Source organism: Streptomyces sp. SKN60, assembly GCF_026236535.1.
In the GTDB taxonomy this organism is placed as follows: Bacteria; Actinomycetota; Actinomycetes; order Streptomycetales; family Streptomycetaceae; genus Streptomyces.
This window is the reverse complement of the sequence record NZ_JAHTMW010000010.1, coordinates 203,264-226,298: the sequence shown is the minus strand read 5'-3', so window position 1 is coordinate 226,298 and position 23,035 is coordinate 203,264. Positions and strand designations below refer to the sequence as shown.

Genomic DNA, 23,035 nt, shown 5'->3' with positions numbered 1-23,035 from the left:
ACCCGCCGCCGGACGTGTCCCCGCCCGTCCGGCGCCCTCTCCCCACCGGCTGCGCCCGGCCCCGCCCGGCCCCCGGCACCGGTCGCCGTCCCGGCTCACCCCCGTGCGCAGCGCCTGACCGCCGCCGGGACACACAGCGCGAGCAGCGCCAGCGACCAGAGCAGCGCCCCGGCCACCGGGTGCGTCACCGGCCAGGCGGCCTCGCCCGGTGCCGGCACCGGCGCGTTCCCGAACAGCTCCCGGACGGCCGTCGTCACCGCCGAGATCGGATTCCACTCCGCGACCGTGCGCAGCCAGCCCGGCATGCCGTCGGTCGGCAGATACGCGTTCGACAGCAGCGGCAGCATGAAGGTGGCGCTGCCCAGCTGACCGGCCGCCTCCTCGCTCTTCGACGCGAGCCCGAGCAGGATGCCCGCCCAGGTCGCCGCGAACCGGAAGAGCAGCAGCAGCCCGAGCGCGCCCGCCGCCTCGACGGCCGTGCCCTCGATCCGCCAGCCCATCGCGAGCCCGACGAGCAGCAGCGGCACCGTGCCCACCGCGGTGGTGACGAGATCGGCGAGCGCCTGCCCCAGCGGCACCGCCGCCCGGCTCACCGGCAGGGTCCGCAGCCGGTCCGTCACACCCCGGTGCGTGTCCTGGGCCGCCTGGAACATCCCGGTCATCACCCCGTTCGCAGCCGTCGCCACCAGCATCCCCGGCACCAGGAACGCCCGGTAGTCGGCGCCCGGCATGGCGAGCGCGCCGCCGAACACGTACCCGAAGAAGAACAGGAAGACGATCGGCATGGTCTGCGTCATGACGGTGAGTGCCGGGGCGTGCCGGACCCGCAGCAGATTCCGCCCGAGCATCGCGGTGCCGTCGTGGACGAGAGCGCTCGCACTCATGCGGCCAACTCCTCGCGGTCGGTGGTGCGGTCGGTGTCGGTGTCGGTGCGGTCGGTGGCGTCGGGGTCTGGACCGCGCTCGGTGAGGCGCAGGAACACCTCGTCGAGAGTGGGCGGGCGCAGCGACGCGTCGAGGACGGGGACGCCGGCCGCGTCGATCTCCCGGACGAGCCGGGGGAGGGTCAGGGAGGGGTCGGTGGTGACCGCGCCGACCGTGCGGCGCTCGGCGTCCAGGACCGGCAGCGACCCGGTGAGCCGGTCGAGCACGGCCGCGGCCGCTTCGAGGGCCGCCGGTTCGGCGACCACGACCTCGGCGTAACTGCCGATCAGCGCCTTGAGTTCGGCCGGGGTGCCGCGCTCGGCGGCCCGGCCCCCGTCGACCAGGACGACCTCGTCGGCGAGCCGGTCGGCCTCCTCCAGGTACTGGGTGGTGAGCAGCACGGTCGTGCCGCCGGCCGCCAACTCCCGTACCGCGTCCCAGATCCCGTTCCGGCTGTGCGGGTCGAGGCCGGTGGTCGGCTCGTCGAGGAAGAGCACCCGCGGCGGCACGATCAGGCTCGCCGCCAGGTCGAGCCGGCGCCGCATGCCGCCGGAGTAGGTGCGGGCGGGCCGGCCGGCGGCCTCGGCGAGGCCGAAGCGCTCCAGGAGTTCGTCGGCGCGCGAGCGCGGGGCGCGCAGGAGGCGGGCGAAGAGCCGCAGGTTCTCGGCGCCGGTGAGGTCGCCGTCGACCGAGGCGTACTGCCCGGTGACCGCGATCCGCCTGCGCACCCCGGCCGGGTCGCGGACCACGTCGCACCCGGCCACCCTGGCGCTGCCGCCGTCCGGCCGCACCAGCGTGGTCAGCACCCGGACCGCGGTGGTCTTCCCGGCGCCGTTGCGCCCGAGGATCCCGCAGACGGTGCCCTCGGGGACGGCGAGGTCGAGCCCGCGCAGCGCGTGCACGTCGCCGTAGCGCTTCCGCAGACCCTCACTAAGTACAGCGTACGTAGTTGTTGTCATGGGGTGACCCTAGCGCATTGCGTACGGTGTACGTAACTGTGCGGGCGAGGGAGGCGGCCTCGTTACGATGGGGCGACGAGGTGATGAGTGATGGCGGGCCGAGCGGCCGAACCCGAAGTGATCTGGGCGCGCCCCGAGCGCACCGGCCGCGGCCCCAAACCGGCCCACAGCCGGCGCGACGTCGTCGACGCCGCCGTCCGCATCGCCGACGCCGAGGGCATCGACGCCGTCTCCATGCGCCGCATCGCCGCCGAACTGGGCTGCGGCACCATGTCGCTGTACAACTACGTGCCGCGCAAGGAAGACCTCTACGAGCTGATGGTCGACGCGGCGAGCGAGGAGTACGAGCTCCCCGCCGAGCCCAGCGGCGACTGGCGCGCCGACATGACCGGCATCGCCCGGCAGACCCGCGCCATCATGGAACGGCACCCCTGGCTGACCCGCGTCATGACCACCGCCTACGGCTTCAGCCCCAACGCCCTGCGCTTCCTGGAGTGGTGCCTCGGCGCCCTGACCCCGCTCGACGTGGACCCCGGCCTGAAGATGCAGCTCATCGCCATGATCAACGGCACCGTCATGGCCACCGTGCGCAACGAGCAGGCCATCGCCGAACGCGCCCGCGGCCTGCCCTGGTCCGAGGCGGAGGAACAGCAGGTACGCGACGCCTACCTCGCCGGACAGCTCATGACCGGCGCCTACCCGCACCTCGCCGCACTGATCGCCGCGTCACCGGCGCCCGTCGACACCGACGAGATCTTCGAACTCACCATCACCCGGCTGCTCGACTCGTTCACGCCCCGCGGAGCCTGACCTGACTACAGGAGCATGAACTGCCCCTCCGGACCCTCCTCCTGATGGTCCAGTACGGACGCGGGCCGGCGCGCCGCCGCCGGTACGGGCAGCACCCCGGCCGCCCGCAGGGCGCCCGCCCCGAGACCGTCCGCCCCGGCGCGCGCAAGGAGCGCCGCACGCTCCTCCTCGCGCCCCGCGAGCAGCGCCAGGACCGTGATCAGCTCAAGCAGCTCCGAGGTCCACTCCTGCGGCCAGGCCGCAGGCCCGATCGCCTCAAGCGTCCCCGGCTCGGCGGCCGCGGTCCGGTGCGCGAACCACTGCTCGAGCATCCGCGCCCCGCCGACCTCGAACTCCCACGCCGCCGCCGGCACCGGCGAGATCCGGCCCTCGCCCACACTCAGCACCTCGCCCTCCGGGTCGTACGAGAGCGTCGTCGGCCGGGCCGGGACCGCCGCCCGTACGTACGGCCTGCGGCCCCCCGGCAGCCGCGGCCGGGCCCCGCCGCGCGCCCCGCGCAACTGCGTCTCCACCAGCTCGCGCCCCAGCGCCACGCCCGCCGCCCACACCTCCGGATCCGCCGGCAACGGCACCCGGCAGCCTGCGGCGGAAGGCCGCGCCACCGCCGCCGCCCAGGCCACCAGATCGGCCGCGCCGACCCCGCACCCGTACCGCTCGCCGAGCAGTTCCCGCAGTCCCGGGGCCAGATTGGGCTCCAGACCGCCCGGCCGCCGGAACAGCGGCCGGATCCGGCCCGGCCGGCCCGCGGGAGAGCGCCCGTCCGGCAGCACCGCCGACACGAGCAGCGCGGGCCCGGCCGCGCCCGGCACGTACCCCTGCTCGACGACGAACAGCTGCCGCTCGTCCGCCACCCGCCACAACTCCGGCCGCGCCACGTCGATCAGCCGGTGGTCCGGCAGCAGCCACTGCTCGTCGAACGGCCCGTACGCCACCCGCACCGGCTCCGGACACGCCCCCGCCTCCCGCGCGAGCCGCCCCGTCCCGGTCCGCTGCCCCGGCAGCGCCGCCACCGAACTCCCCGTCGTCCGCGCCCGGCTCCCCCGGAACAACGCCTCCCGCTCGTCCCCCTCCGCCGCCACCAGCCGCGCCCACCGCTCGCGGAGCGTACGGCGGTCCGGCGCGACGACCCACGGCCGGCCGAACCGCAGCGGCGCCACGGACCAGGGCATGAGGTCGTCGAGCAGGGGCGCGTCCATCACGGCCCCGGGGCCAAGCGGCAGATCCTCCGTCACGCCCCGCATGCTAACGAGAGCGGGGAGCACCCATCCAGGGCACGGGACCCCGCGCCCACGGGCCCGCGCCTGGGGCGTGTGTCGAAAGTCCCGTCTGCCGGGAGGCGCCCTGCGCGCACGCTCGCTGCGTTGTCAGTCGTCGGCGCAGCACGCTGCGCTCTCTCCCCCTGGGCCTGGCGGCCCGGAGGTGCCCCCGCCCTCCGCCTTGCGATCGCACGCACCGGACGCCTCCCGGCCCGCCCTGCGGGCGGATTGGGGGTACCTCCCGGCGAAGCCAGGGGGAGCTACTTTCGACACACGCCCTAGGCCCCGCCGAGCTCAGCGGATCCGGACCCGCACCCGCCGGCGCGGTGTGCCCGCCCCGGACTCCGCCGCCAGGGCCGCTGGCGCCGCCGCCGGCGCGTCCGACGCGGTCTCCTCCAGCACCCGCCGGTACGTCTCCGGGGCGGTGGTGAAGTCCGCCCAGGCGCCCAGGCCCGCCGGGTCCGTGTCCTGGCCGCGGAGCAGGTCGACGGAGGCCTGGGCGAAGCGGGCGGTGAGCCCCTCCCGTTCGGCCGCGGCGAGCAGGGGCCGCAGTCGGCCGATCGCGCGGGCGGCACGCTGCCGGGATTGCGGGCCGACGCGCAGGATCGTGCGGTAGCGCGCGGCGGGGGCCGCGTCCTCGAGCAGCGGATCGAGGCGCTCGGACAGCCACCGGCCCGTCCCGGCCGCGTCGCGCGCCGCCGGGCCGGCCTCCACCAGCACCCGCAGGGCCCGCAGCAGCTCCGCGTCCCGAGCCGGGTCCAGCGGGGCCTCCAGGAGGGCCTCCAGCGGCAGCGGGCCGTCGCCCCGCGCCGTGCGGACCGCCGCGACGGCGCGCTCGTGGTCCCGGGCCACCCAGTCCGCCGCCTCCCGCAGCTCCGCCGCGCGCCGCAGCAGCCGCGGCTCCGCCTCGACGAGCCGGGGCAGTGCGCGGAAGTTGCCGCCGACCAGGCCGACGAGGGTGAGCAGCAGCCCGAGCCCGGCGAGACCGTCGGCCAGGTCGACGTACCCTTCCCGCCCGGTCTCCTGGCCGAGCCGGAACAGCTCGCCCCGGTGCGGCTCCTCGGCCCGGACGAACCCGGTCTCCCAGCCGTAACCGGAACCGTCGTCGTAGTTCGGGGCCTTGAGCGCCGCCGAACGCTGGGGATCGCAGTGGTACGTGCCGTCCCGGAAGCGGTGGTCCACCGGGTCCGACCAGCGCACCTGGCACGTGCCGTCGGGCTTCTCGTCGAGGACCGTCAGGTCGACCTGCTTCAGCTCCGGATGGTCCGGCGCCGCCTCGTACACCCCGAACGACCCCAGCAGCAACGCCAGTCCCGCCACCACCACCCACCGGAAGACACCCACGTGCCGCATTCCGCCCCCCTGCTCGACGCCCCCTTGCGCGCCTCAGCGTGCGCCGCCGTCACGGCCGGCACAAGGGAGCGGCCACGGCAGTGCGGGCGCCCCGCCGCTGCCCGGCCCCGGCAATGTCACGGTGCTACCGCGTCACCGCGTCACCGCATACCCGCGTCACTGCGCCTCGACCGTCACCGTGAACGAGAACCGGTCACCCCGATAACGGATCCGGGCCACGTCCACGACCCGCCCGTCCTCGTCATACGTCACACCCGTGTAGTGGAGGATCGGCGAAAGCAGCGGGACCCGGAGCAGCTGGGCCGTCTCCGGGTCGGCGAGCCGCGCCTCGACGGTGTCGGTGATCCGGCTGATCCGGACCCCGACCACGTCCCGCAGCACCTTCGTCATCGGCCAGCGCTCCAGATCCGCCGGGTCGATGCCCGCCGCGAGCTCCGGCAGCACCGCGTTCTCCGCCCAGTTCGTCGGCTCGCCGCTCTCCCCGTCGGCCCGCAGCCGCCGGAAGACCGCCACCTCGGCGGCCCCCGGGAAGTACTCGGCGAGCTCGCCCGGTACCGGCTCCGTGCCGTGGCCGAGCACCGTGGTCCGCTCGCCGGACTGCTGGGCCACGATCGCGTCGATCGAGCCGAGCAGCCGGCGCGGCGTGGAGCGCCGGGCGCCCGGCTCGATGAAGGTGCCGCGCCGCCGGTGCCTGCTGATCAGGCCCTCCTCCTCCAGCTCCTTGAGGGCCTGGCGCATGGTCAGCACGCTCACCCCGTAATGCGCGGCGAGCTGCTCCTCCGTGGGCAGCCGCAGCGAGGCGTCGGGGGTGCGGCCCAGTATGGAGGCACGCAACGACTGCGAGACCTGGTACCAGAGCGGCAGCTTCCGGTTCAGGACCAGCGAGTCGGGAGCGAAGGCGGTCACGGTCAACTCCGTATGACGACTACGGGACAACCGGTCGGACAGGACGCCGGACAGGACGCCCGGTCACGCCGGTCACGGCCGGAAGTGGCGCTCAAGACCCTGCCATACGTCGTCATAGGCGCGCTGCAGGTGGTCGGCACCGGCCGCCTGCGCGGTCGCCGTGACCGGCCAGCGGGTCTCGAACATGAAGGCCAGACCGTCGTCGATCTTCTGCGGCTTCAGCTCGGCGGCGCTCGCCCGGTCGAAGGTCTCCCGGTCCGGGCCGTGCGCGGACATCATGTTGTGCAGCGAGCCGCCGCCCGGCACGAACCCCTCCGCCTTCGCGTCGTACGCGCCCTCGATCAGACCCATGTACTCGCTCATCACATTGCGGTGGAAGTACGGCGGCCGGAACGTGTCCTCGCCCACCAGCCAGCGCGGCGCGAAGACGACGAAGTCGACGCCCGCGAGCCCCGGGGCGTCGGACGGCGAGGTCAGCACCGTGAAGATCGACGGATCGGGGTGGTCGTAGGAGATCGTCCCGATGACATTGAAACGGCGCAGGTCGTAGACGTACGGGGTGTGGTTGCCGTGCCAGGCGACCACATCGAGCGGGGAGTGGGCGTAGGTCGCCGACCACAGGTTGCCGCAGTACTTGTTGACCACCTCCACCGGACCCTCGACGTCCTCGTACGCGGCGACCGGCGCCCGGAAGTCACGCGCGTTGGCCAGGCCGTTCGCACCGATCGGGCCGAGGTCGGGCAGCTGGAACGGGGCGCCGTAGTTCTCGCACACATAGCCGCGGGCCGTGGCGTCCAGGAGCTCCACCCGGAAGCGCACCCCGCGCGGGATCAGCGCGACCTCGCCGGGACCGGCCGCGAGATCGCCCAGCTCGGTGCGCAGCAGCAGCCCGCCGTGCTCGGGCACGATCAGCAGCTCGCCGTCGGCGTCGCTGAACACCCGCTCCATGGACGCGTTCGCGTGGTAGAGGTGCACGGCCATGCCGGCCCGCTGCGTCGTGTCACCGTTGCCGCCGAGGGTCCACAGACCGGCCAGCCAGTCGGTGCCGGCCGGCGGCTGCGGCAGCGGGTTCCAGCGCAGCCGGTTCGGGTCGGGCACGGTCTCGGTGAACGGCGCGCTGCGCAGCGCGCCGTTGTCGATCCGCGCGAACGGCGGGTGCGCCGCCGAGGGACGGATCCGGTACAGCCACGAGCGCCGGTTGTGCGCCCGGGGCTCGGTGAACGCGCTCCCGCTCAGCTGCTCCGCGTACAGGCCGAGCGGTGCCCGCTGCGGCGAGTTCCGCCCGTCGGGGAGGGCGCCGGGGACGGCCTCGGAGCTGTGCTCGTTGCCGAAGCCGGTGCTGTAGGTCAGCGCTTCGGCCGTCTTTCTCGCCCGTTCCGCGTGGGTCTCCGCGTTCATCGCGTGCTCCTGTCCAGACGCTCACAACAATCCTATGCATGACCGTAGGATTCCGCTCCCGCTCCCGTCAACGGGGCACCCCGCCGGGCCTTCGCGCTCGGCCGTCGCGCCGGCCGCCCGGCCTTCCCCGGGTGCGCGCCCGGGCGACTTGGACGTGGTGCGTGCACGAGGGGTTCCAAAAGATGAACACTGCTCTACTCTCTCGGCCATGTCCCCGCGCATGTCATGGACCCGACGGTTCGCCCTCGCGCTCTCGGTCGTGCTCGCGGCACTCGCCGCCGCACTCCTCACCGCCCCCGCCGCCCAGGCCCACGAAGAGCGGCCCGTCACCCTCCCCGACGGCACCGGCAGCGTCCCCACACTCCGCACCGGGGAACCCGACCTGCTCGTGTGCAAGAGCGACCGGGCCGACTTCGCACGGCGGACCGCCGGCTTCCCCGCCGACCTCAGGGCCCGCAACCTCGCCCTCTACGAACGCTGCCAACGGCAGGGCTACCGCCACCTCCAGCAGGCCGTCGACGCCGTCGACCGCCCCGGCATGACCATCGCGATCCTCCCCGGCCTGTACGAGGAAGAGCCCTCGCTCCTCGCACCCACCGGCGCCTGCGCCACCCTCAAGGCACCCAGATCAGCCCTCGGCTACCAGATCCTCAGCTACGCACAGCAGGCCCAGTGCCCGCACAACCAGAACCTGGTCGCCATCCTCGGCAAGAAGAACCTCCAGATCGAAGGCACCGGCGCCTCCCGCCTCGACGTCGTCATCGACGCCAAATACACCAAGCTCAACGCCCTCCGCGCCGACAAGTCCGACGGCGTGTACTTCCGCAACTTCACCGCCCAGCGCACCACGTTCAACTCGCTGTACGTCCTCGCCGCCGACGGCTTCGTCATCGACGACGTCCTCACCCGCTGGAACGACGAATACGGCTTCCTCACCTTCGCCTCCGACCACGGCCTCTACAAGAACTGCGAGTCCTACGGCAACGGCGACTCCGGCATCTACCCCGGCTCGGCCTCCAACATCAACAACGGGCGCGGCTACGACGTCCCCCGCTACTCCATCGAGATCACCGGCTGCCGCAGCCACCACAACATGGTCGGCTACAGCGGCACCGCCGGAGACTCCGTCTACGTCCACGACAACGAGCTCGACCACAACATGGGCGGCGCCTCCATGGACTCCGCCTTCCCCGGCCACCCCGGACTCCCGCAGAACCACGCCCGCTTCGAGCGGAACCTGATCCACGACAACAACCAGGACTACTACCCGTACGTCGCCGACGGCACCTGCGCCAGACCCCCCGTCGAACGCGGCTACGAACAAGGCGTCGTCTGCCCCCAGATCTCCATGCCGCCCGGCACCGGCATCATCACCGCCGGCGGCAACTGGAACCTCTACGAGAACAACTGGATCTACGGCCACCAGCGCGCCGCCTTCTTCCTCAGCGCCGTCCCCGCCTTCATCCGCGGCGAATCCGCCTGGGGCAGACAGACCGACACCTCCCACCACAACCGCTACGCCGGCAACCACCTCGGCACCGACCGCGCAGGCAACCCCCGCCCCAACCGCACCGACGTGTGGTGGGACGGCCAGGGCGGCGGCAACTGCTGGCAGCCCGACACCGGCCCCAGCACCCCCCGCTCCCTGCCCGCCTGCGGCAGCCGCCGCGGCGACGTCACCGGCGCCACCGACCGCCTCGTCGGCGAACCCGTCAAACTCGCCCAACTCCTCGTCTGCGCCGACTACAACGTCCAGGCCCGCCGGCTCCCCGCCGGCTGCGACTGGTACGGCGCCCGCGGCCTCCAGCGCGTCGAGACCCAGCTCGCGCTCGGCACCGCCGCCGTCCTCGCCCTCGTCGGCACCACCCTCTGGTGGCGCCGCCTGCGCCACAGCCGCCTCGCCGGCGCCGCCACCCTCCTCGGCCTCGCCGGACTCGCCCTCGACGTCGCCGCCTCCACCCTCGCCCTCACCCCGACCGCCCTGCCCGCCCTCGCCCTCCTCCTCACCGGCCTGTGGTGGACCACCCTCGGCCTGCTGCTCCGCCCGCACCGCCGGGCCTTCGCCTGGACCACCCTCGCCCTCGGCGCCCTCACCCTCCTCGACGCCTTCGACAAGGCCGTCCTGATGATCCCCTGGATCCCCATCAGCCCCGCCTGGGTGCGCGGACTGCTCGGGGTGGTGTGGGTGCTGTGGGCGGTGGTCGTCGCGGGCACCCGCCGTCCGGATCCCTCCCGGCCCCCCACCCCCACCCCCGCCCCTCCCGCCCCTCCCACCGCCCCCTCCGCGTCCGCCGGCGGTGCCGCGTGACCGGCCGCCGCCGGGCGGGCCGCGCCGTGCTCGCCCTCGCCGTGGGCGCGGCGCTGCTCGCCGGCTGCGGCGGGCGCCCGACCACCCACCACAAGCCCGGCACCAGCCACCAGGAGGCCACCGGCGCTAACGGCACCCTCCTCACCGCCCGGGACAGCACCGGCCACCGCCTCCGCGAGGTGCCCGCCGCCGGAGCGCCCGCCGTACGGATCGAGGCCCGGCCCGACAGCGAGGGCGGCTGGAACGTCCACCTCCTGGTGGAGAGGTTCCGCTTCACCCCCGAGAGCACCGGCGGCGCCGCCCTCCCCGGGCGCGGCCACGCCCGCCTCCTCGCCGACGGCCGCGAGACCGCCCGCGCCTACGGCCCCTGGGCGCACGTCCCGGCCGGTGCCCGCACCCTCACCGTCCGGCTCTACGCCGACGACCACACCGCCTGGGCCGTCGCCGGCCGCCCCGTCGAGGCCACCGTCCGCCTCGGCGCCCCCGCGAGCCCCACTCCGACGGCGACCGCCGCCCCCGGCCGTACCCTCGCCGTCACCATCAGCGGCGACTTCGTCCAACCACCCCCTTCCCGGGTCGAGGTGAGAAAGGGCGAGCGCATCACCCTCCAGGTCACCGGAGACGGCGCCGACACCGTCCACGTCCACGGCTACGACCGCGAACTGCCCCTCACCGCCGGCCGCACCGCCACCCTCACCTTCACCGCCGACCGCACCGGTCTCTTCGAGGTCGAGACGCACGAGTCCGGACTCGTGCTGACCCAGCTCGTCGTCCGATGACGGTCCTCACCGCGCCCCCGCCGCTTCCACTGCCCCTCGCCCACGGCGTGGGCGCCCAGCACGACCTCCCCCTCTCGCCCTTCTACGCCTACGCCGGCGCCTTCGCCGCGCTCTTCGTCTCCTTCCTCTCCCTCGGACTGCTCTGGTCCGCCTCCCGCTTCCGCGGCGACCTGGCCGGCCGCCCGCTGCCCGCCGCCGTCCAGCGCCTCGCCGACGCCCCCGCCACCCGCACCGTCCTGCGGCTCGCCGGCGCCGCCGCCGGACTCGCCCTCGTCCTCCACCTCCTCCTCGGCCCCGACGACCCGGACCGCAACCCCGCGCCCGGCGCGGTCTACGTCCTGCTCTGGGTCGGACTCGTCCCCGCCTCCCTCCTCCTCGGCCCCGTCTGGCGCCTCCTCAACCCCCTGCGCACCCTGGCCGCCCTGCTCCCCGCGCACCGCCCGCCCCGCCCCGTCCCCGCCCGCGTCGGCATCCGGCCGGCCGCCGCCGGACTCCTCCTCTTCACCTGGCTCGAACTCGTCGCCCCCGACAACACCGCCACCCCCGTCCTCCTGACGGCCCTCGCCGTCCACACCGCCGTGCAGCTCCTCGGCGCCGTCCGTCACGGCCCCGACTGGCTCGCCCACGCCGACCCCTTCGAGGTCTACTCCTCCCTCCTCGCCCGGCTCTCCCCGCTCGGCCGCCGCGCCGACGGCCGGCTCGTCCTGCGCTCCCCCTTCAACGGCCTGGACGCCACCCCGCCCGGCCCCGGCCTCGTCGCCACCGTCTGCGTCCTCCTCGGCTCCACCGCCTACGACGGCTTCTCCGACAACCCCCGCTGGCTCACCCTCCTCCAGACCTCACCCCTCGGCCGCACCCCCACCGCGACCCTCGGACTCCTCGGCGCCGTCGCCCTCGTCGCCGCCCTCTACGGGCTGTGCGCCGGCACCCTCCGGCTCGGCGACCGCGAACTCACCACCCCGCTCACCTCCTTCGCGCACTCGCTGCTGCCCATCGCCCTCGGCTATCTCGTGGCCCACTACTTCACACTCTTCGTCACCGAAGGACCACGTACCGTCATCATGGCAGGGGGCACTGACAACGCCCCCGCACCCGCCCCACCACTGGGCCCCGCGGGCCTCGCGACCCTCCAGGTCGCCGCGATCGTCACCGGCCACGTCCTCGGCGTCGTCGCCGCGCACGACCGCTCGGTGCGCCTCTTCCCGGCCGCCCGCGCCGTGGCCGGTCAACTCCCGCTGTTCGTGCTGATGATCGCGTACACCCTCGGCGGGATCGGCCTCCTGATCGCCTGACCGCCCTCCATCGCCCCCGTCAGGGCGGGAACGGCATGATGTCCCCGTGCCCCAGCCCACCCCGAAGCCTCCTGCCCCCAAGCCTCCCGTCCCGAAGCCCCCCACCCCCAAGGCCGCCCAGGCCGCCGCCGGCCCCGCCCTGCGCCGCGCGCCCGTCCAGCAGCGCAGCGCCGAGCGGCTCGCCCGGATCCTCGACGCCTGCGCCGAACTCCTCGACGAGACCGGCTACGAGCAGCTGAGCACCCGGGCCGTGGCCACCCGCGCCGGCGTCCCCATCGGCTCGGTCTACCGCTTCTTCGGCAACAAGCGGGCCATGGCCGCCGCCCTCGCCCACCGCAACCTCGACAGCTACGCCGCCCGCATCAGCGCCGGACTCGCCACGCTCCCGGCCGCCGACGGCCGCGCCGTCATCGACACCGTCCTCGACGCGTACATCGCGATGAAGCGGACCGTCCCCGGCTTCGGCCTGGTCGACTTCGGGATCCCCGCCGCCGCGCCCGGCGAGCCCGGCACCGACGAGGACCCCAACCACCTCGTCGCCGACCGCATCTGCGGGCTGCTCGCCGCCCCGCTCGGCCGCCCGGCCGACGCGGACCTGCTGCGCAAGGTCCTGGTCGGCGTCGAGGCCACCGACGCGCTGCTCCGGCTCGCGTTCCGCACCGACCCGGCCGGCGACCCCGCGCTCATCGCCGAGACCCGGGCACTCCTGCACGCCTACCTCGCGCCCTCGCTGCGCTGACCGCGCCTGCCCCCGTCGTACCCCGCCCCCTTCGTACCCCGTCGCCGCCAGGGCCTGTCGGACCTCCCTACCGGTCGGTATGCTCGCGCTTGCCCGCGCGCCCGCCACCGCGCCCCGCCGCTGCCGCCCCAGGGAGACCGCCATGTCCACCGCCCTGCGCATCTGCCCCCTCTGCGAAGCGACCTGCGGGCTGACCCTCACCCTCGACAACGGCCGGGTCACCGGCGCCCGCGGCGACCGCGACGACGTCTTCAGCCAGGGTTTCATCTGTCCGAAGGGTGCCGCGTTCCCGGAGGTCGACGCCGACCCCGACCGGCTCGTCCGCCCGCTGATCCGCGAGAACGGCGCCCTGCGCGAGGCGGACTGGGTCGAGGCCTTCGACCTGATCGCCACCCGCCTCCGCCCGCTGATCGAGGAACACGGACCGAACGCCGTCGCCCTCGTCCTCGGCAACCCCAACGTCCACACCGTCGCCGGCGCCCTCTACCCGCCGCTGCTCATCGGCGCCCTGGGCACCCGCAACCTCTACACCGCCTCCACGCTCGACCAGATGCCCAAGCACGTCTCCAGCGGACTGCTGTTCGGCGACGCCTTCGCCGTCCCCGTACCCGACCTGGACCGCACCGACCACCTCCTGATGCTCGGCGCCAACCCGCTGGACTCCAACGGCAGTCTGTGCACCGCCCCCGACTTCCCCGGCCGGCTGAAGGCCCTGCGCCGGCGCGGCGGCACCCTCACCGTCGTCGACCCCCGGCGCACCCGCACCGCCCGACTCGCCGACCGGCACCTCGCCATCCGCCCCGGCGCCGACGCCCTCTTCCTCGCCGCCCTCGCCCACACCCTCTTCGCCGAGGACCTGGTCCGCCTCGGCCCGCTCGCCGAGCACGTGGAAGGGGTCGAGGAAGTGCGAGAAGCGGTACGGGACTTCAGCCCCGAGGCCGTCGCCGCCGCCTGCGACCTGGACGCGGACACCATCCGTACCACCGCGCGCGAACTCGCCGCCGCCGCGACCGCCGCCGTATACGGCCGGATGGGCTCCTCGACCGTCGCGTACGGCACCCTCGGCAACTGGCTCGTCGACGTCCTCAACGTCCTCACCGGCAACCTCGACCGCCCCGGCGGCGCCCTCTTCCCGCTCTCCGCGACCGCCCCCGCGCCCCGTCCCGCCGGTCCGGGGAAGGGCTTCGCCCTCGGCCGCTGGCGGAGCAGGGTCTCCGGCCACCCCGAGGCCAAGGGCGAACTCCCGCTCGTCGCCCTCGCCGAGGAGATCGACACACCGGGGGAGGGGCGGGTCCGGGCGGTCGTCACCATCGCCGGCAACCCCGTCCTGTCCGCCCCCGACGGCGACCGCCTCGACGCCGCCCTGGGCTCCCTCGACTTCATGGTGGCCGTCGACCCGTACCCCAACGAGACCACCCGGCACGCCGACGTCGTCCTGCCCCCGCCGCCGCCCTCGCGCAGCGCGCACTTCGACTTCGCCTTCAACGGCTTCGCCGTCCGCAACCAGGCGCGCTACTCGCCGCCCGCCCTCCCGCTTGAGGAGGGACGGATGGACGAGTGCGAGATCCACGCCCGGCTGATCCTCGCCGTCTCCGGCCTGCACGGAGCCGAGCCGTCCGCCGTCGACGACCTCGCGATCGAACGCACCCTGGCCAAGGCCGTGACGCAGGAGCACTCGCCGCTGTACGGCGCCGACCCCAAGGAGCAGGCACGGCTTCTGGCGGGCCGGTCCGGGCCGGAACGGCGGCTCGACCTGATGCTCCGGCTCGGCCCGTACGACCTGATCCTCGAGGACCTGCTGCAGTCCCCGCACGGCTTCGACCTCGGCCCGCTGAAGCCCCGGCTGCCCGGACTCCTGAAGACCCGCAGCGGACGGATCGAGCTGCTGCCCGCGCCGATCGCCGCCGACCTGCCGAGGCTGCGCGCCGCGCTGGACGCCGCACCGGAGCCGGACTCCGTCCGGCTCGTCGGACGGCGCCACCTGCGCTCCAACAACAGCTGGCTGCACAACATTCCGTCCCTCAACGGCGGTTCGAACCGCTGCACCCTCCAGGTGCACCCGCAGGACGCCGAACGGCTCGGTCTCACCGCCGGCGCCCCCGCCCGCGTCAAGGGGGAGGGCGGGGAGCTGACCGCCGAGGTGGAGATCACCGAGGCGGTCCGCCCCGGGGTCGTGAGCCTGCCGCACGGCTGGGGCCACGACCGCCCCGGCACCCGGCTCGGCGTGGCCGCCGCACGCCCCGGGGTCAACGTCAACCAACTGCTCGACGGCTCCCTGCTCGACCCCCTCTCGGGCACCGCCGTCCTGAACGGGTTTCCCGTGCAGCTGTCGCCACTGCTGTGACCGGACGGCTGTGACCTGGGGTTTTGCTCGTATTGCTCACACGTCAACGTCTTGTTAACGCAGGAAGGCCGCACCTACCGTCATCCGCACCGCCGCTCTGGCGGGAGTTCAAGGGTGAACGTGAGGTGTCCTCCCATGCTGACCGTCCTCGGCTTCGCCATGATCGCGACCTTCCTGGTCCTGATCATGCTGAAGAAGATGTCGCCGATCGCGGCGCTCGTGCTCATTCCCGCGTTGTTCTGCGTCGCCGTGGGCCAGGGCGCCCAGCTCGGCGACTACGTCATCGAGGGCGTCGGCAAGCTGGCGCCCACGGCCGCGATGCTGATGTTCGCGATCGTCTACTTCGGCGTGATGATCGACGTCGGCCTCTTCGATCCGATCGTCCGCGGCATCCTGCGCTTCTGCAAGGCCGACCCCGTGCGTGTGGTCGTCGGTACGGCGGTGCTCGCCGCGATCGTCTCGCTGGACGGCGACGGCTCGACCACGTTCATGATCACGGTCTCGGCGATGTATCCGCTCTACAAGCGGCTCGGCATGAGCCTGGTCGTCATGACCGGAGTCGCCGCCACCGCCAACGGCGTCATGAACACCCTCCCCTGGGGTGGCCCCACGGCCCGCGCCGCCACCGCGCTCAAGCTGGACGCCGGTGACATCTTCGTCCCGATGATCCCCGCGCTCGGCGTCGGACTGCTCTTCGTCTTCGCCCTCGCGTACGTCCTCGGCCGCCGCGAGCGCAAGCGCATCGGCTACCTCAGCCTGGACGACGTCCTGGTCCGCGACTCCGAGACGGTCCTGGTCACGGCGGGCGGCGGCAGCGCCGACGGCACGACCAAGGAGGGCGCGAAGACGGGCACGGGTACGGGTACGGGCTCAGGCGCGGGTACGGAGACGGGCTCCGGCGCCGGCGGGGACGGCTTCCAGGGGCTCGACCCGAACCGCGCGACCCTGCGTCCCCGGCTCTACTGGTTCAACGCCGCGCTGACCGCCACCCTGCTCGTCGCGATGATCATGGAACTGCTGCCGATCCCGGTGCTCTTCCTGCTCGGCGCCGCGCTCGCGCTCACCGTCAACTACCCCAACATGGCCGAGCAGAAGGCCCGGATCGCCGCCCACGCCGACAACGTCCTCAATGTCGCCGGCATGGTCTTCGCCGCCGCCGTCTTCACCGGTGTGCTCACCGGCACCGGCATGGTCAAGCACATGGCGGACTGGCTCGTCGGCGCCATCCCCGAGGGCATGGGCCCGCACATGGCCCTGGTCACCGGCGTGCTGAGCATCCCGCTCACCTACTTCATGTCCAACGACGGCTTCTACTTCGGCGTGGTGCCGGTGCTCGCCGAGGCCGGCGCGGCGCACGGAGTGTCCCCGCTGGAGATCGCCCGCGCCTCGCTGGTCGGCCAGGCGCTGCACATGTCCAGCCCGCTGGTGCCCGCGGTCTACGTGCTCGTCGGCATGGCGAAGGTGGAGTTCGGCGACCACACCCGGTTCACCGTGAAGTGGGCCGCGCTGACCTCGCTGGTGGTGCTCGCCGCGGGCATTCTCTTCGGGATCATCTAGGGCGCCCGGGGGCGGCCCCAGGGCCGGACGGGTGGAAGTCGGAGGGTGGCACGGCACGGTGCCACCCTTCGTAGCCATGTTGTGACCAATAGTCAGATTATCGGCACACGAATTCCGAGATCTGTACGACTGGAGGAACCACGCATGACCGCTCCGGCGCTCCGTCCCCTGCTGTCCGCCGCCGTCACCGCGCTCGCCCTCGGCTCCGCCGCCCTGGTCGCCGCGCCCACCGCGTACGCCGTCCCCGGTGACAACGGCGACGTCAAGGTCCACGACTCGAACACCCTGGAGTTCGACCAGCGCGACGACCCGAAGGTCTGCAAGTTCTACCTCGACGCCTTCAACTTCGACAGCAACCAGCAGGTCCGCTGGACGATCGCCCCGCAGCCGCCCAAGGCCGACTCCCCGAACCTGAGCGGCACCCTCACCACGGACACGACCGGGCACAAGCGGACCGAGGACCTCGAACTGCCCGACGGGATGTACAAGCTCGACTGGACCTTCACGGGTGAGCAGGGCTCGGGCAAGCACAAGGTCTTCAAGGTCGACTGCCCGGACAATGGCAACGGCGGCAACGGCAATGGGGGCAACGGGAACGGCGGCGGCAACGGACACGGCCACAAGCCACCGCACGGGCCGGTCGGCGCGGGCGGCGGCGGTGCGGCCGACACCACCGCCCCCACCGGCGACTCGGGCTTCGGCGTCGCCTCGGCCATCGCCGCGGGACTCGCCGGCACCGCGGGCCTGATCCTCATCCGCCGTTCCCGCCGCCGCAACGATGGCGCCGCGTAGGTCCGTCCCCCCGCGTACAGCGGCCCCTGCCGGCCGGGCCCCGGCCCGTCCGCGCGGGGCCGCCCGGCGCGGGCGCACCACCCGCCGGCAGCGTCGGCTCCTCCGGCTCGCCCGCACCGTCGCCGTCACCCTCACCCTCGTCGTCGGTGCCGTCTGGTGGGCCGGCGACGGGGAACCCGCCGGCTCCGCCCTCGCCGCCGGACCCGCCGCCCACGGAGCCCCGGCCGCGGCGGCCACTGCCGGCGCCGACGGGGCGAACGGCGCGAAGGGCGCCGGCGGAGCTTCCGGCGGGGCCGGCGGTTCCGGGCGCAAGGCCGCGGCCAAGGTCCCGGCCAAGCCCCAGCCGCCGCCCGCCCCCCTGGCCCGCTCCCGCCCCACCACCCTCGCCGTCCCCGCGATCACCATCGAGGCGCCCGTCGTCGGCCTCGGCCTGGAGCCCGGCGGGAGCCTCGCCACCCCGCCCGTCGACAACCCCCGGGTCGTCGGCTGGTACGCCAACGGCGTCACCCCCGGCGAGCGCGGCACCGCCGTCGTCGTCGGCCACCGAGACACCCGCACCGGCCCGGCGATCTTCCTCAACCTCGACTCGCTCGACCCCGGCAACACCGTCCGGGTCGCCCGCGCCGACGGCCGCGTCGCCGTCTTCACGGTCGACCGGGTCCGTACGTACGCCAAGTCGGCCTTCCCGGACGAGGAGGTGTACGGCGCCGCCAAGCGCCCCGAACTGCGGCTGATCACCTGCGGCGGAGCCTTCGACCGCAAGGAGGGCTACGCGTCCAACATCGTGGTCTTCGCCCATCTCACGGGCGTCGACCGGCAGATCTGACCACGCTCCGCACGCCCGCCGCTCCCGGTCCGCCGGGGGCGGCGGGCGTCGTGCGTGGCGAGAACTCGCCAGGGCCTTCCGTTCCCGCCCGCCGGTCGCGCACGATGGCCGAGGAGCAGGACACGGCACGGCACGAAGCACGCATCCGTCGCGTGCGGACCGTCGATCGGCTGGTGCCCGATCGGCAGGTGACCGACCGCCGGAGTCCCGACCGACCGCATCCCCGTCGCTGCTCCCTCCCCGCGCCGGGCGGCCCCGCCGCCGCCCGGGAGGCCCGGTCCCGCCCCTCCTCCTCGGGGCCGAGGCTCGCCCGCGCGTCCTCCCACACCCTCCCGCTGCCCGCGCCGGTCAGGGCAAGCCGGAAACCGCCAGTCCGGGGACGCCCGGGCTGTCCGGGCCCGCCGTGGACAGGGCGGGCGGCGGAGGGCGACGATCGGTCCGTAGCGGCGAGAAGGGGCCTGGCGCCAGAAAACTAACGGCGCTAGTTTGGGGTCACCCGTGCACCCGGCACCGTGCACTTGTGCCCCGGACGAGGAGAGACAGCGGATGAAGGCCCACGACGCGATGTACATCGGCGGGGAGTGGCGCCCCGCCGCCTCCAGGGAGACCCTCCCCGTGACCGACCCGGCGACCGAACAGGTCGTCGCCCACGTCCCGGCCGGCACCGCCGAGGACGTCGACGCCGCCGTGCGGGCCGCCCGGGCCGCCTTCCCCGGGTGGGCCGCCACCCCGCCCGCCGAGCGGGCCGCCCGGATCGCCGCGCTGCGCGACGCGCTCGCCGCCCGCGCCGAGGAGATCGCCGCCACCGTCACCACCGAGCTCGGCGCCCCGCCGCAGCTCGCCGCCGCCGTGCACACCGGGCTGCCGATCGCCGTCGCCGGCTCCTACGCCGAACTCGCCGCCACCCACCCCTTCGAGGAGAAGGTCGGCAACTCCACCGTCCACTCCGAGCCGGTCGGCGTGGTCGCCGCGATCACCCCCTGGAACTACCCGCTGCACCAGATCGTCGCCAAGGTCGCCCCGGCCCTCGCCGCAGGCTGTGCGATCGTCCTCAAGCCCGCCGAGGACACCCCGCTCACCGCCCAGCTGTTCGCCGAGGCCGTGCACGAGGCGGGGCTCCCGGCCGGGGTGTTCAACCTGGTCACCGGCCTCGGCCCAGTCGCCGGACAGGCCCTCGCCGAGCACCCCGGCGTGGACCTGGTCTCCTTCACCGGCTCCACCGCCGTCGGCCGGAGGATCGGCGCGCTCGCCGGCGGCGCCGTCAAGCGGGTCGCCCTCGAACTCGGCGGCAAGTCCGCCAACGTCATCCTGCCCAGCGCCGACCTCGGCAAGGCCGTCGCCGTCGGCGTCGCCAACGTCATGTCCAACTCCGGCCAGACCTGCAGCGCCTGGACCCGGATGCTCGTCCACACCGAGCAGTACGAGGAGGCCGTCGCCCTCGCCGCCGCGGCCGTCGCCAAGTACGTGCCCGGCGAGCGGGTCGGCCCGCTCGTCAACGCCAAGCAGCGCGACCGGGTCCGCGGCTACATCGAGCAGGGCATCGCCGAGGGCGCCCGGCTCGTCGCCGGCGGCCCCGAAGCCCCGCACGCGACCGGCTACTACGTCGCCCCGACCGTCTTCGCCGACGTCACCCCCGACATGACGATCGCCCAGGAGGAGATCTTCGGCCCGGTCGTCTCGATCATCCGCTACGAGGACGAGGCCGACGCCCTGGCCATCGCCAACGGCACCGTCTACGGGCTCGCCGGCGCCGTCTGGGGCGAGGAGGCCGAGGCCGTCGCCTTCGCCCGCCGCATGGAGACCGGCCAGGTCGACATCAACGGCGGCCGCTTCAACCCGCTGGCCCCGTTCGGCGGCTGGAAGCAGTCCGGCGTCGGCCGCGAGCTCGGCGCGCACGGCCTCGCCGAGTACCTCCAGACCAAGTCCCTGCAGTTCTAGGCTCCCCGAGGAGACACCAGCGTGATCCGCGCCGCCGTCCTGCCCGCCGTCGGCTCCGCCCTGGAGATCACCGGCATCGTCCTGCCCGAGCCCGGCCCCGGCCAGGTCCGGGTCCGGCTCGCCGCCGCCGGGGTGTGCCACTCCGACCTGTCGCTGTCCAACGGCACCATGCGGGTCCCTGTGCCCGCCGTCCTCGGTCACGAGGGCGCCGGCACCGTGGTCTCCGTCGGCGAGGGCGTCACCCATGTCGCCCCCGGCGACGGAGTCGTCCTCAACTGGGCGCCGTCCTGCGGCAGCTGCCACCCCTGCACCCTCGGCGAGGTGTGGCTGTGCACCAACGCGCTGGCCGGCGCCGCGAACGTCTACGCCCGCACCGAGGACGGCACCGAGCTCCACCCGGGGCTCAACGTCGCCGCCTTCGCCGAGGAGACGGTCGTCGCGGCCAACTGTGTGCTGCCCGTGCCCGACGGCGTGCCGCTCACCGAGGCCGCGCTGCTCGGCTGCGCCGTCCTCACCGGTTGGGGCGCGATCCACCACTCCGCCCGGGTCCGGGCCGGCGAGACCGTCGTGGTCTTCGGGGTCGGCGGCGTCGGCCTCGCCACCCTCCAGGCCGCCCGGATCGCCGGGGCCGCCACCATCGTCGCCGTCGACGTCTCGCCCGAGAAGGAGGAGCTGGCCCGGGCTGCCGGTGCCACCGACTACGTCGTCGCCTCCGACACCACCGCCAAGGAGATCCGGGCGCTCACCGGTGGTCACGGCGCCGACGTGGCCGTGGAGTGCGTCGGCCGCGCCGCCACCATCCGTACCGCGTGGGAGTCCACCCGGCGCGGCGGCCGCACCACCGTCGTCGGCATCGGCGGCAAGGACCAGCAGGTCACCTTCAACGCCCTGGAGATCTTCCACTGGGGCCGCACCCTCGCCGGCTGCGTCTACGGCAACTCCAACCCGGCCGAGGATCTGCCCGTGCTCGCCGAGCACATCCGGGCCGGCCGCCTCGACCTGAGCACCCTGGTCACCGAACGGATCACCCTGGAGGGCATCCCCGGCGCCTTCGACAACATGCTCGCGGGCAAGGGCGGCCGCGCCCTCGTCGTGTTCTAGTCCCGTACCGGGCTAGTCCTGTACGGGTGCGGGCGCGGGCTGTTCGACCGCCCGCGGGCGCGGGCGGGACCGGGACACCGCCACGCCCGCCAGGCACAGCGCGCCGCCGCCGAGCGTGAGCAGCCCCGGCAGCTCGCCGAGGAACACCCAGGCGAGCAGCACCACCAGGGCCGGCACGGCGTAGGTCGTCGCGCCCATCCGGCCCGCCGTGGTGCGGGCCAGGGCATAGGCCCAGGTGGTGAAGGCGAGGGCGGTCGGGAACACTCCGAGATAGATCATGTTGAGGGTCGCCGACAGCGGGGCCCGGCCCGCCTCGGCGACCAACTGCCCGGCGAACGGCAGGCATCCCACCGTGCCGACCAGACACCCGAAGGTCGTCACCTGCAGCGCGCTGCCGTGCGCGAGCGCCGGCTTCTGCGCCACCACCCCGCCCGCGTACGCCACCGCCGCGAGCAGACACAGCAGCACCCCGAGCACCGAGGCGTGCCCGCCGCCCGAACCGGCGGACATCGAGAGCCCCACCGCGACCGCGCCCGCGAAGGACACCGCCATGCCCGCGAGCAGCCGCGGCGGCAGCGCCTCGCCGAGCACCTTCGCGCCGAGCAGCGCGATCAGGATCGGCCCGATGTTCACGACCATCGCCGCCGTGCCGGCGTCGACCTCCTGCTCACCCCAGTTGAGCACCACCATGTACACGCCGAACCACAGCAGGCCCGACACCGCGATCCCGCGCCACGCGGCCCGGGGCGGCAACCCCTCCCGCCGCACCAGGAGCACGGCACCGAGGACGAGCGAACCGGCGAGCAGCCGGCCGAGCGCGAGAGCGCCGGGGGAGTAGGCGGCCCCCGCGCTGCGGATGGACACGAAGGCGGAGGCCCACAGGACGACGGTGACGCCCGCGGCGGCGAGCGCGAGCCGCGAGGTGTGGGCGGCGGGGGAGGGAGGGGACGCGGTTGACGAGTTCGGCATGGGAGGACCGTAGGACGCGGACCCTTCGGTGTTCACCGCAATATCGCGCGGCCCCGGCCGCCCCGGCCTCATCGCAGCTCCGCCGGCTCGATGCCGAGCGCCGCGTGCAGCGCCCGCTCCCCGGCCGCGGTCACCTTCACCGCCCGCTCGGACCCGATCCGTACGCACCAGCCGGCGTCCAGCGCGTGCCGGCACAGCGCCGCGCCCGCGAGCCCGGCGAGATGCGGCTTGCGCTCGGTCCAGTCGAGACAGCCTCGGGCCACCGGCCGCCGCCCCCGGCCCCGTACGAGAGGGAGGCCCAGGTCCGCGAACCAGGCGAGCCCGGCGTCGGTGAGCGCGAAGCCGGTGTCCTGGCGCAGCAGCCCGCGGGCCGTCATCGCCTCGGCGATCGCGATCCCGAGCCGCCCGGCCAGATGGTCGTAGCAGGTGCGCCCACGGGCCATCGCCTGCCCGGCGCTCACCGCCCGCAGCCCGCGCGGCGCGGCCGGCACGTCCGGTTCCGCACGCGCGGCCAGGTCCTCGACCAGGTGCGCGACCCCGGAATCGGCGAGCCGTACATACCGGTGCCGCCCCTGCCGCTCCTCGGCGAGCACCCCGCCCGCGACCAGCTTGCCCAGGTGCTCACTGGCCGTGGACGGCGCCACCTTCGCCCGCCGGGCCAGCTCCCCGGCGGTCCAGGCCCGCCCGTCCAGCAGGGCGAGGAGGAAGGCGGCGCGGGTCTCGTCGGCGAACAGGGCGGCCAGGGCGGCGAGGTCTTTGGGGGCCATGACCCCAGGATGCCGCAG

The 23,035-nt window shown here is 74.3% G+C and carries 19 protein-coding genes; 11 read left to right on the top strand and 8 right to left on the bottom strand.

The window, feature by feature from the left end; genetic code table 11:
- Nucleotides 1–95 precede the first annotated feature (95 nt).
- Nucleotides 96–884: an ABC transporter permease gene (locus KV205_RS19000; protein WP_265865605.1), complete on the bottom strand. Its 789-nt coding sequence runs from the start codon at nucleotides 882–884 to the stop codon at nucleotides 96–98.
- The gene (locus KV205_RS18995; protein ID WP_265865604.1) at nucleotides 881–1,882 is read right to left on the bottom strand and encodes an ATP-binding cassette domain-containing protein; all 1,002 of its coding nucleotides are present in this window, start codon (nucleotides 1,880–1,882) and stop codon (nucleotides 881–883) included. The genes KV205_RS19000 and KV205_RS18995 overlap by 4 nt, the downstream gene beginning before the upstream one ends.
- A gap of 90 nt (nucleotides 1,883–1,972) precedes the next feature.
- On the opposite strand from KV205_RS18995, the gene KV205_RS18990 reads away from it, so the two are divergent.
- Nucleotides 1,973–2,692, top strand: coding sequence for a TetR/AcrR family transcriptional regulator (locus tag KV205_RS18990; RefSeq protein ID WP_265865602.1), 720 nt, complete (start codon nucleotides 1,973–1,975; stop codon nucleotides 2,690–2,692).
- A 5-nt stretch (nucleotides 2,693–2,697) separates the two neighbouring features.
- Here KV205_RS18990 and KV205_RS18985 read toward each other — a convergent pair whose 3' ends face one another.
- From KV205_RS18985 to hmgA, 4 genes are all read right to left on the bottom strand, one after another.
- Entirely contained in the window at nucleotides 2,698–3,933 is a 1,236-nt protein-coding gene (locus KV205_RS18985) for a type ISP restriction/modification enzyme (RefSeq protein ID WP_265865600.1), read from the bottom strand.
- Nucleotides 3,934–4,242: 309 nt separating this feature from the next.
- Entirely contained in the window at nucleotides 4,243–5,292 is a 1,050-nt protein-coding gene (locus KV205_RS18980; RefSeq protein WP_374214689.1) for a hypothetical protein, read from the bottom strand.
- Nucleotides 5,293–5,457: 165 nt separating this feature from the next.
- Nucleotides 5,458–6,207 (bottom strand): GntR family transcriptional regulator, encoded by a 750-nt coding sequence (locus KV205_RS18975; RefSeq protein WP_265865598.1) that lies wholly within the window; start codon nucleotides 6,205–6,207, stop codon nucleotides 5,458–5,460.
- Nucleotides 6,208–6,279: 72 nt separating this feature from the next.
- Entirely contained in the window at nucleotides 6,280–7,605 is a 1,326-nt protein-coding gene (gene hmgA, locus KV205_RS18970; protein WP_265865597.1) for a homogentisate 1,2-dioxygenase, read from the bottom strand.
- Nucleotides 7,606–7,825: 220 nt separating this feature from the next.
- On the opposite strand from hmgA, the gene KV205_RS18965 reads away from it, so the two are divergent.
- The 10 genes from KV205_RS18965 to KV205_RS18920 all read left to right on the top strand — a co-directional run bounded on the left by KV205_RS18965 (nucleotide 7,826) and on the right by KV205_RS18920 (nucleotide 21,281).
- The gene (locus KV205_RS18965) at nucleotides 7,826–9,913 is read left to right on the top strand and encodes a right-handed parallel beta-helix repeat-containing protein (RefSeq protein ID WP_265865690.1); all 2,088 of its coding nucleotides are present in this window, start codon (nucleotides 7,826–7,828) and stop codon (nucleotides 9,911–9,913) included.
- Complete coding sequence (locus KV205_RS18960) at nucleotides 9,910–10,692, top strand: hypothetical protein (protein ID WP_374214688.1); 783 nt, start codon at nucleotides 9,910–9,912, stop codon at nucleotides 10,690–10,692. The genes KV205_RS18965 and KV205_RS18960 overlap by 4 nt, the downstream gene beginning before the upstream one ends.
- Entirely contained in the window at nucleotides 10,689–11,984 is a 1,296-nt protein-coding gene (locus KV205_RS18955; protein WP_265865596.1) for a hypothetical protein, read from the top strand. Before KV205_RS18960 ends, KV205_RS18955 begins: the two co-directional genes overlap by 4 nt.
- Before the next feature lie 139 nt (nucleotides 11,985–12,123).
- Nucleotides 12,124–12,723, top strand: a complete 600-nt coding sequence (locus KV205_RS18950; protein WP_265865688.1) for a TetR/AcrR family transcriptional regulator — start codon at nucleotides 12,124–12,126, stop codon at nucleotides 12,721–12,723.
- A gap of 142 nt (nucleotides 12,724–12,865) precedes the next feature.
- The gene (locus KV205_RS18945; RefSeq protein WP_265865595.1) at nucleotides 12,866–15,067 is read left to right on the top strand and encodes a molybdopterin oxidoreductase family protein; all 2,202 of its coding nucleotides are present in this window, start codon (nucleotides 12,866–12,868) and stop codon (nucleotides 15,065–15,067) included.
- A gap of 135 nt (nucleotides 15,068–15,202) precedes the next feature.
- Complete coding sequence (locus tag KV205_RS18940) at nucleotides 15,203–16,624, top strand: CitMHS family transporter (protein ID WP_265865594.1); 1,422 nt, start codon at nucleotides 15,203–15,205, stop codon at nucleotides 16,622–16,624.
- Between the two features lie 144 nt (nucleotides 16,625–16,768).
- Nucleotides 16,769–17,416 (top strand): hypothetical protein, encoded by a 648-nt coding sequence (locus KV205_RS18935; protein WP_265865593.1) that lies wholly within the window; start codon nucleotides 16,769–16,771, stop codon nucleotides 17,414–17,416.
- Nucleotides 17,403–18,242 (top strand): class F sortase, encoded by an 840-nt coding sequence (locus KV205_RS18930; protein ID WP_265865592.1) that lies wholly within the window; start codon nucleotides 17,403–17,405, stop codon nucleotides 18,240–18,242. Before KV205_RS18935 ends, KV205_RS18930 begins: the two co-directional genes overlap by 14 nt.
- Nucleotides 18,243–18,788: 546 nt before the next feature.
- Entirely contained in the window at nucleotides 18,789–20,180 is a 1,392-nt protein-coding gene (locus KV205_RS18925) for an aldehyde dehydrogenase family protein (protein WP_265865590.1), read from the top strand.
- Between the two features lie 21 nt (nucleotides 20,181–20,201).
- Nucleotides 20,202–21,281 carry a Zn-dependent alcohol dehydrogenase gene (locus tag KV205_RS18920; RefSeq protein WP_265865589.1) on the top strand — a complete coding sequence of 360 codons (1,080 nt, stop codon included), beginning with the start codon at nucleotides 20,202–20,204 and terminating at the stop codon, nucleotides 21,279–21,281.
- Between the two features lie 12 nt (nucleotides 21,282–21,293).
- Here the strand turns inward: KV205_RS18920 and KV205_RS18915 are convergent, their stop codons facing one another.
- Together KV205_RS18915 and KV205_RS18910 are read right to left on the bottom strand one after the other, a co-directional pair.
- Entirely contained in the window at nucleotides 21,294–22,250 is a 957-nt protein-coding gene (locus KV205_RS18915) for a DMT family transporter (protein ID WP_265865587.1), read from the bottom strand.
- 68 nt (nucleotides 22,251–22,318) lie between these two features.
- Nucleotides 22,319–23,017 carry a helix-turn-helix transcriptional regulator gene (locus KV205_RS18910; RefSeq protein ID WP_265865586.1) on the bottom strand — a complete coding sequence of 233 codons (699 nt, stop codon included), beginning with the start codon at nucleotides 23,015–23,017 and terminating at the stop codon, nucleotides 22,319–22,321.
- Nucleotides 23,018–23,035 lie beyond the last annotated feature (18 nt).

Coding starts and splice junctions, on each gene's coding strand:
- KV205_RS18910 (WP_265865586.1), bottom strand. CDS start 23,017: ATGGCCCCCAAAGACCTCGCCGCCCTGGCCGCCCTGTTCGCCGACGAG.
- KV205_RS18990 (WP_265865602.1), top strand. CDS start 1,973: ATGGCGGGCCGAGCGGCCGAACCCGAAGTGATCTGGGCGCGCCCCGAG.
- KV205_RS18985 (WP_265865600.1), bottom strand. CDS start 3,933: ATGCGGGGCGTGACGGAGGATCTGCCGCTTGGCCCCGGGGCCGTGATG.
- KV205_RS18945 (WP_265865595.1), top strand. CDS start 12,866: ATGTCCACCGCCCTGCGCATCTGCCCCCTCTGCGAAGCGACCTGCGGG.
- KV205_RS19000 (WP_265865605.1), bottom strand. CDS start 884: ATGAGTGCGAGCGCTCTCGTCCACGACGGCACCGCGATGCTCGGGCGG.
- KV205_RS18940 (WP_265865594.1), top strand. CDS start 15,203: ATGCTGACCGTCCTCGGCTTCGCCATGATCGCGACCTTCCTGGTCCTG.
- KV205_RS18930 (WP_265865592.1), top strand. CDS start 17,403: ATGGCGCCGCGTAGGTCCGTCCCCCCGCGTACAGCGGCCCCTGCCGGC.
- KV205_RS18955 (WP_265865596.1), top strand. CDS start 10,689: ATGACGGTCCTCACCGCGCCCCCGCCGCTTCCACTGCCCCTCGCCCAC.
- KV205_RS18965 (WP_265865690.1), top strand. CDS start 7,826: ATGTCATGGACCCGACGGTTCGCCCTCGCGCTCTCGGTCGTGCTCGCG.
- hmgA (WP_265865597.1), bottom strand. CDS start 7,605: ATGAACGCGGAGACCCACGCGGAACGGGCGAGAAAGACGGCCGAAGCG.
- KV205_RS18915 (WP_265865587.1), bottom strand. CDS start 22,250: ATGCCGAACTCGTCAACCGCGTCCCCTCCCTCCCCCGCCGCCCACACC.
- KV205_RS18995 (WP_265865604.1), bottom strand. CDS start 1,882: ATGACAACAACTACGTACGCTGTACTTAGTGAGGGTCTGCGGAAGCGC.
- KV205_RS18925 (WP_265865590.1), top strand. CDS start 18,789: ATGAAGGCCCACGACGCGATGTACATCGGCGGGGAGTGGCGCCCCGCC.
- KV205_RS18935 (WP_265865593.1), top strand. CDS start 16,769: ATGACCGCTCCGGCGCTCCGTCCCCTGCTGTCCGCCGCCGTCACCGCG.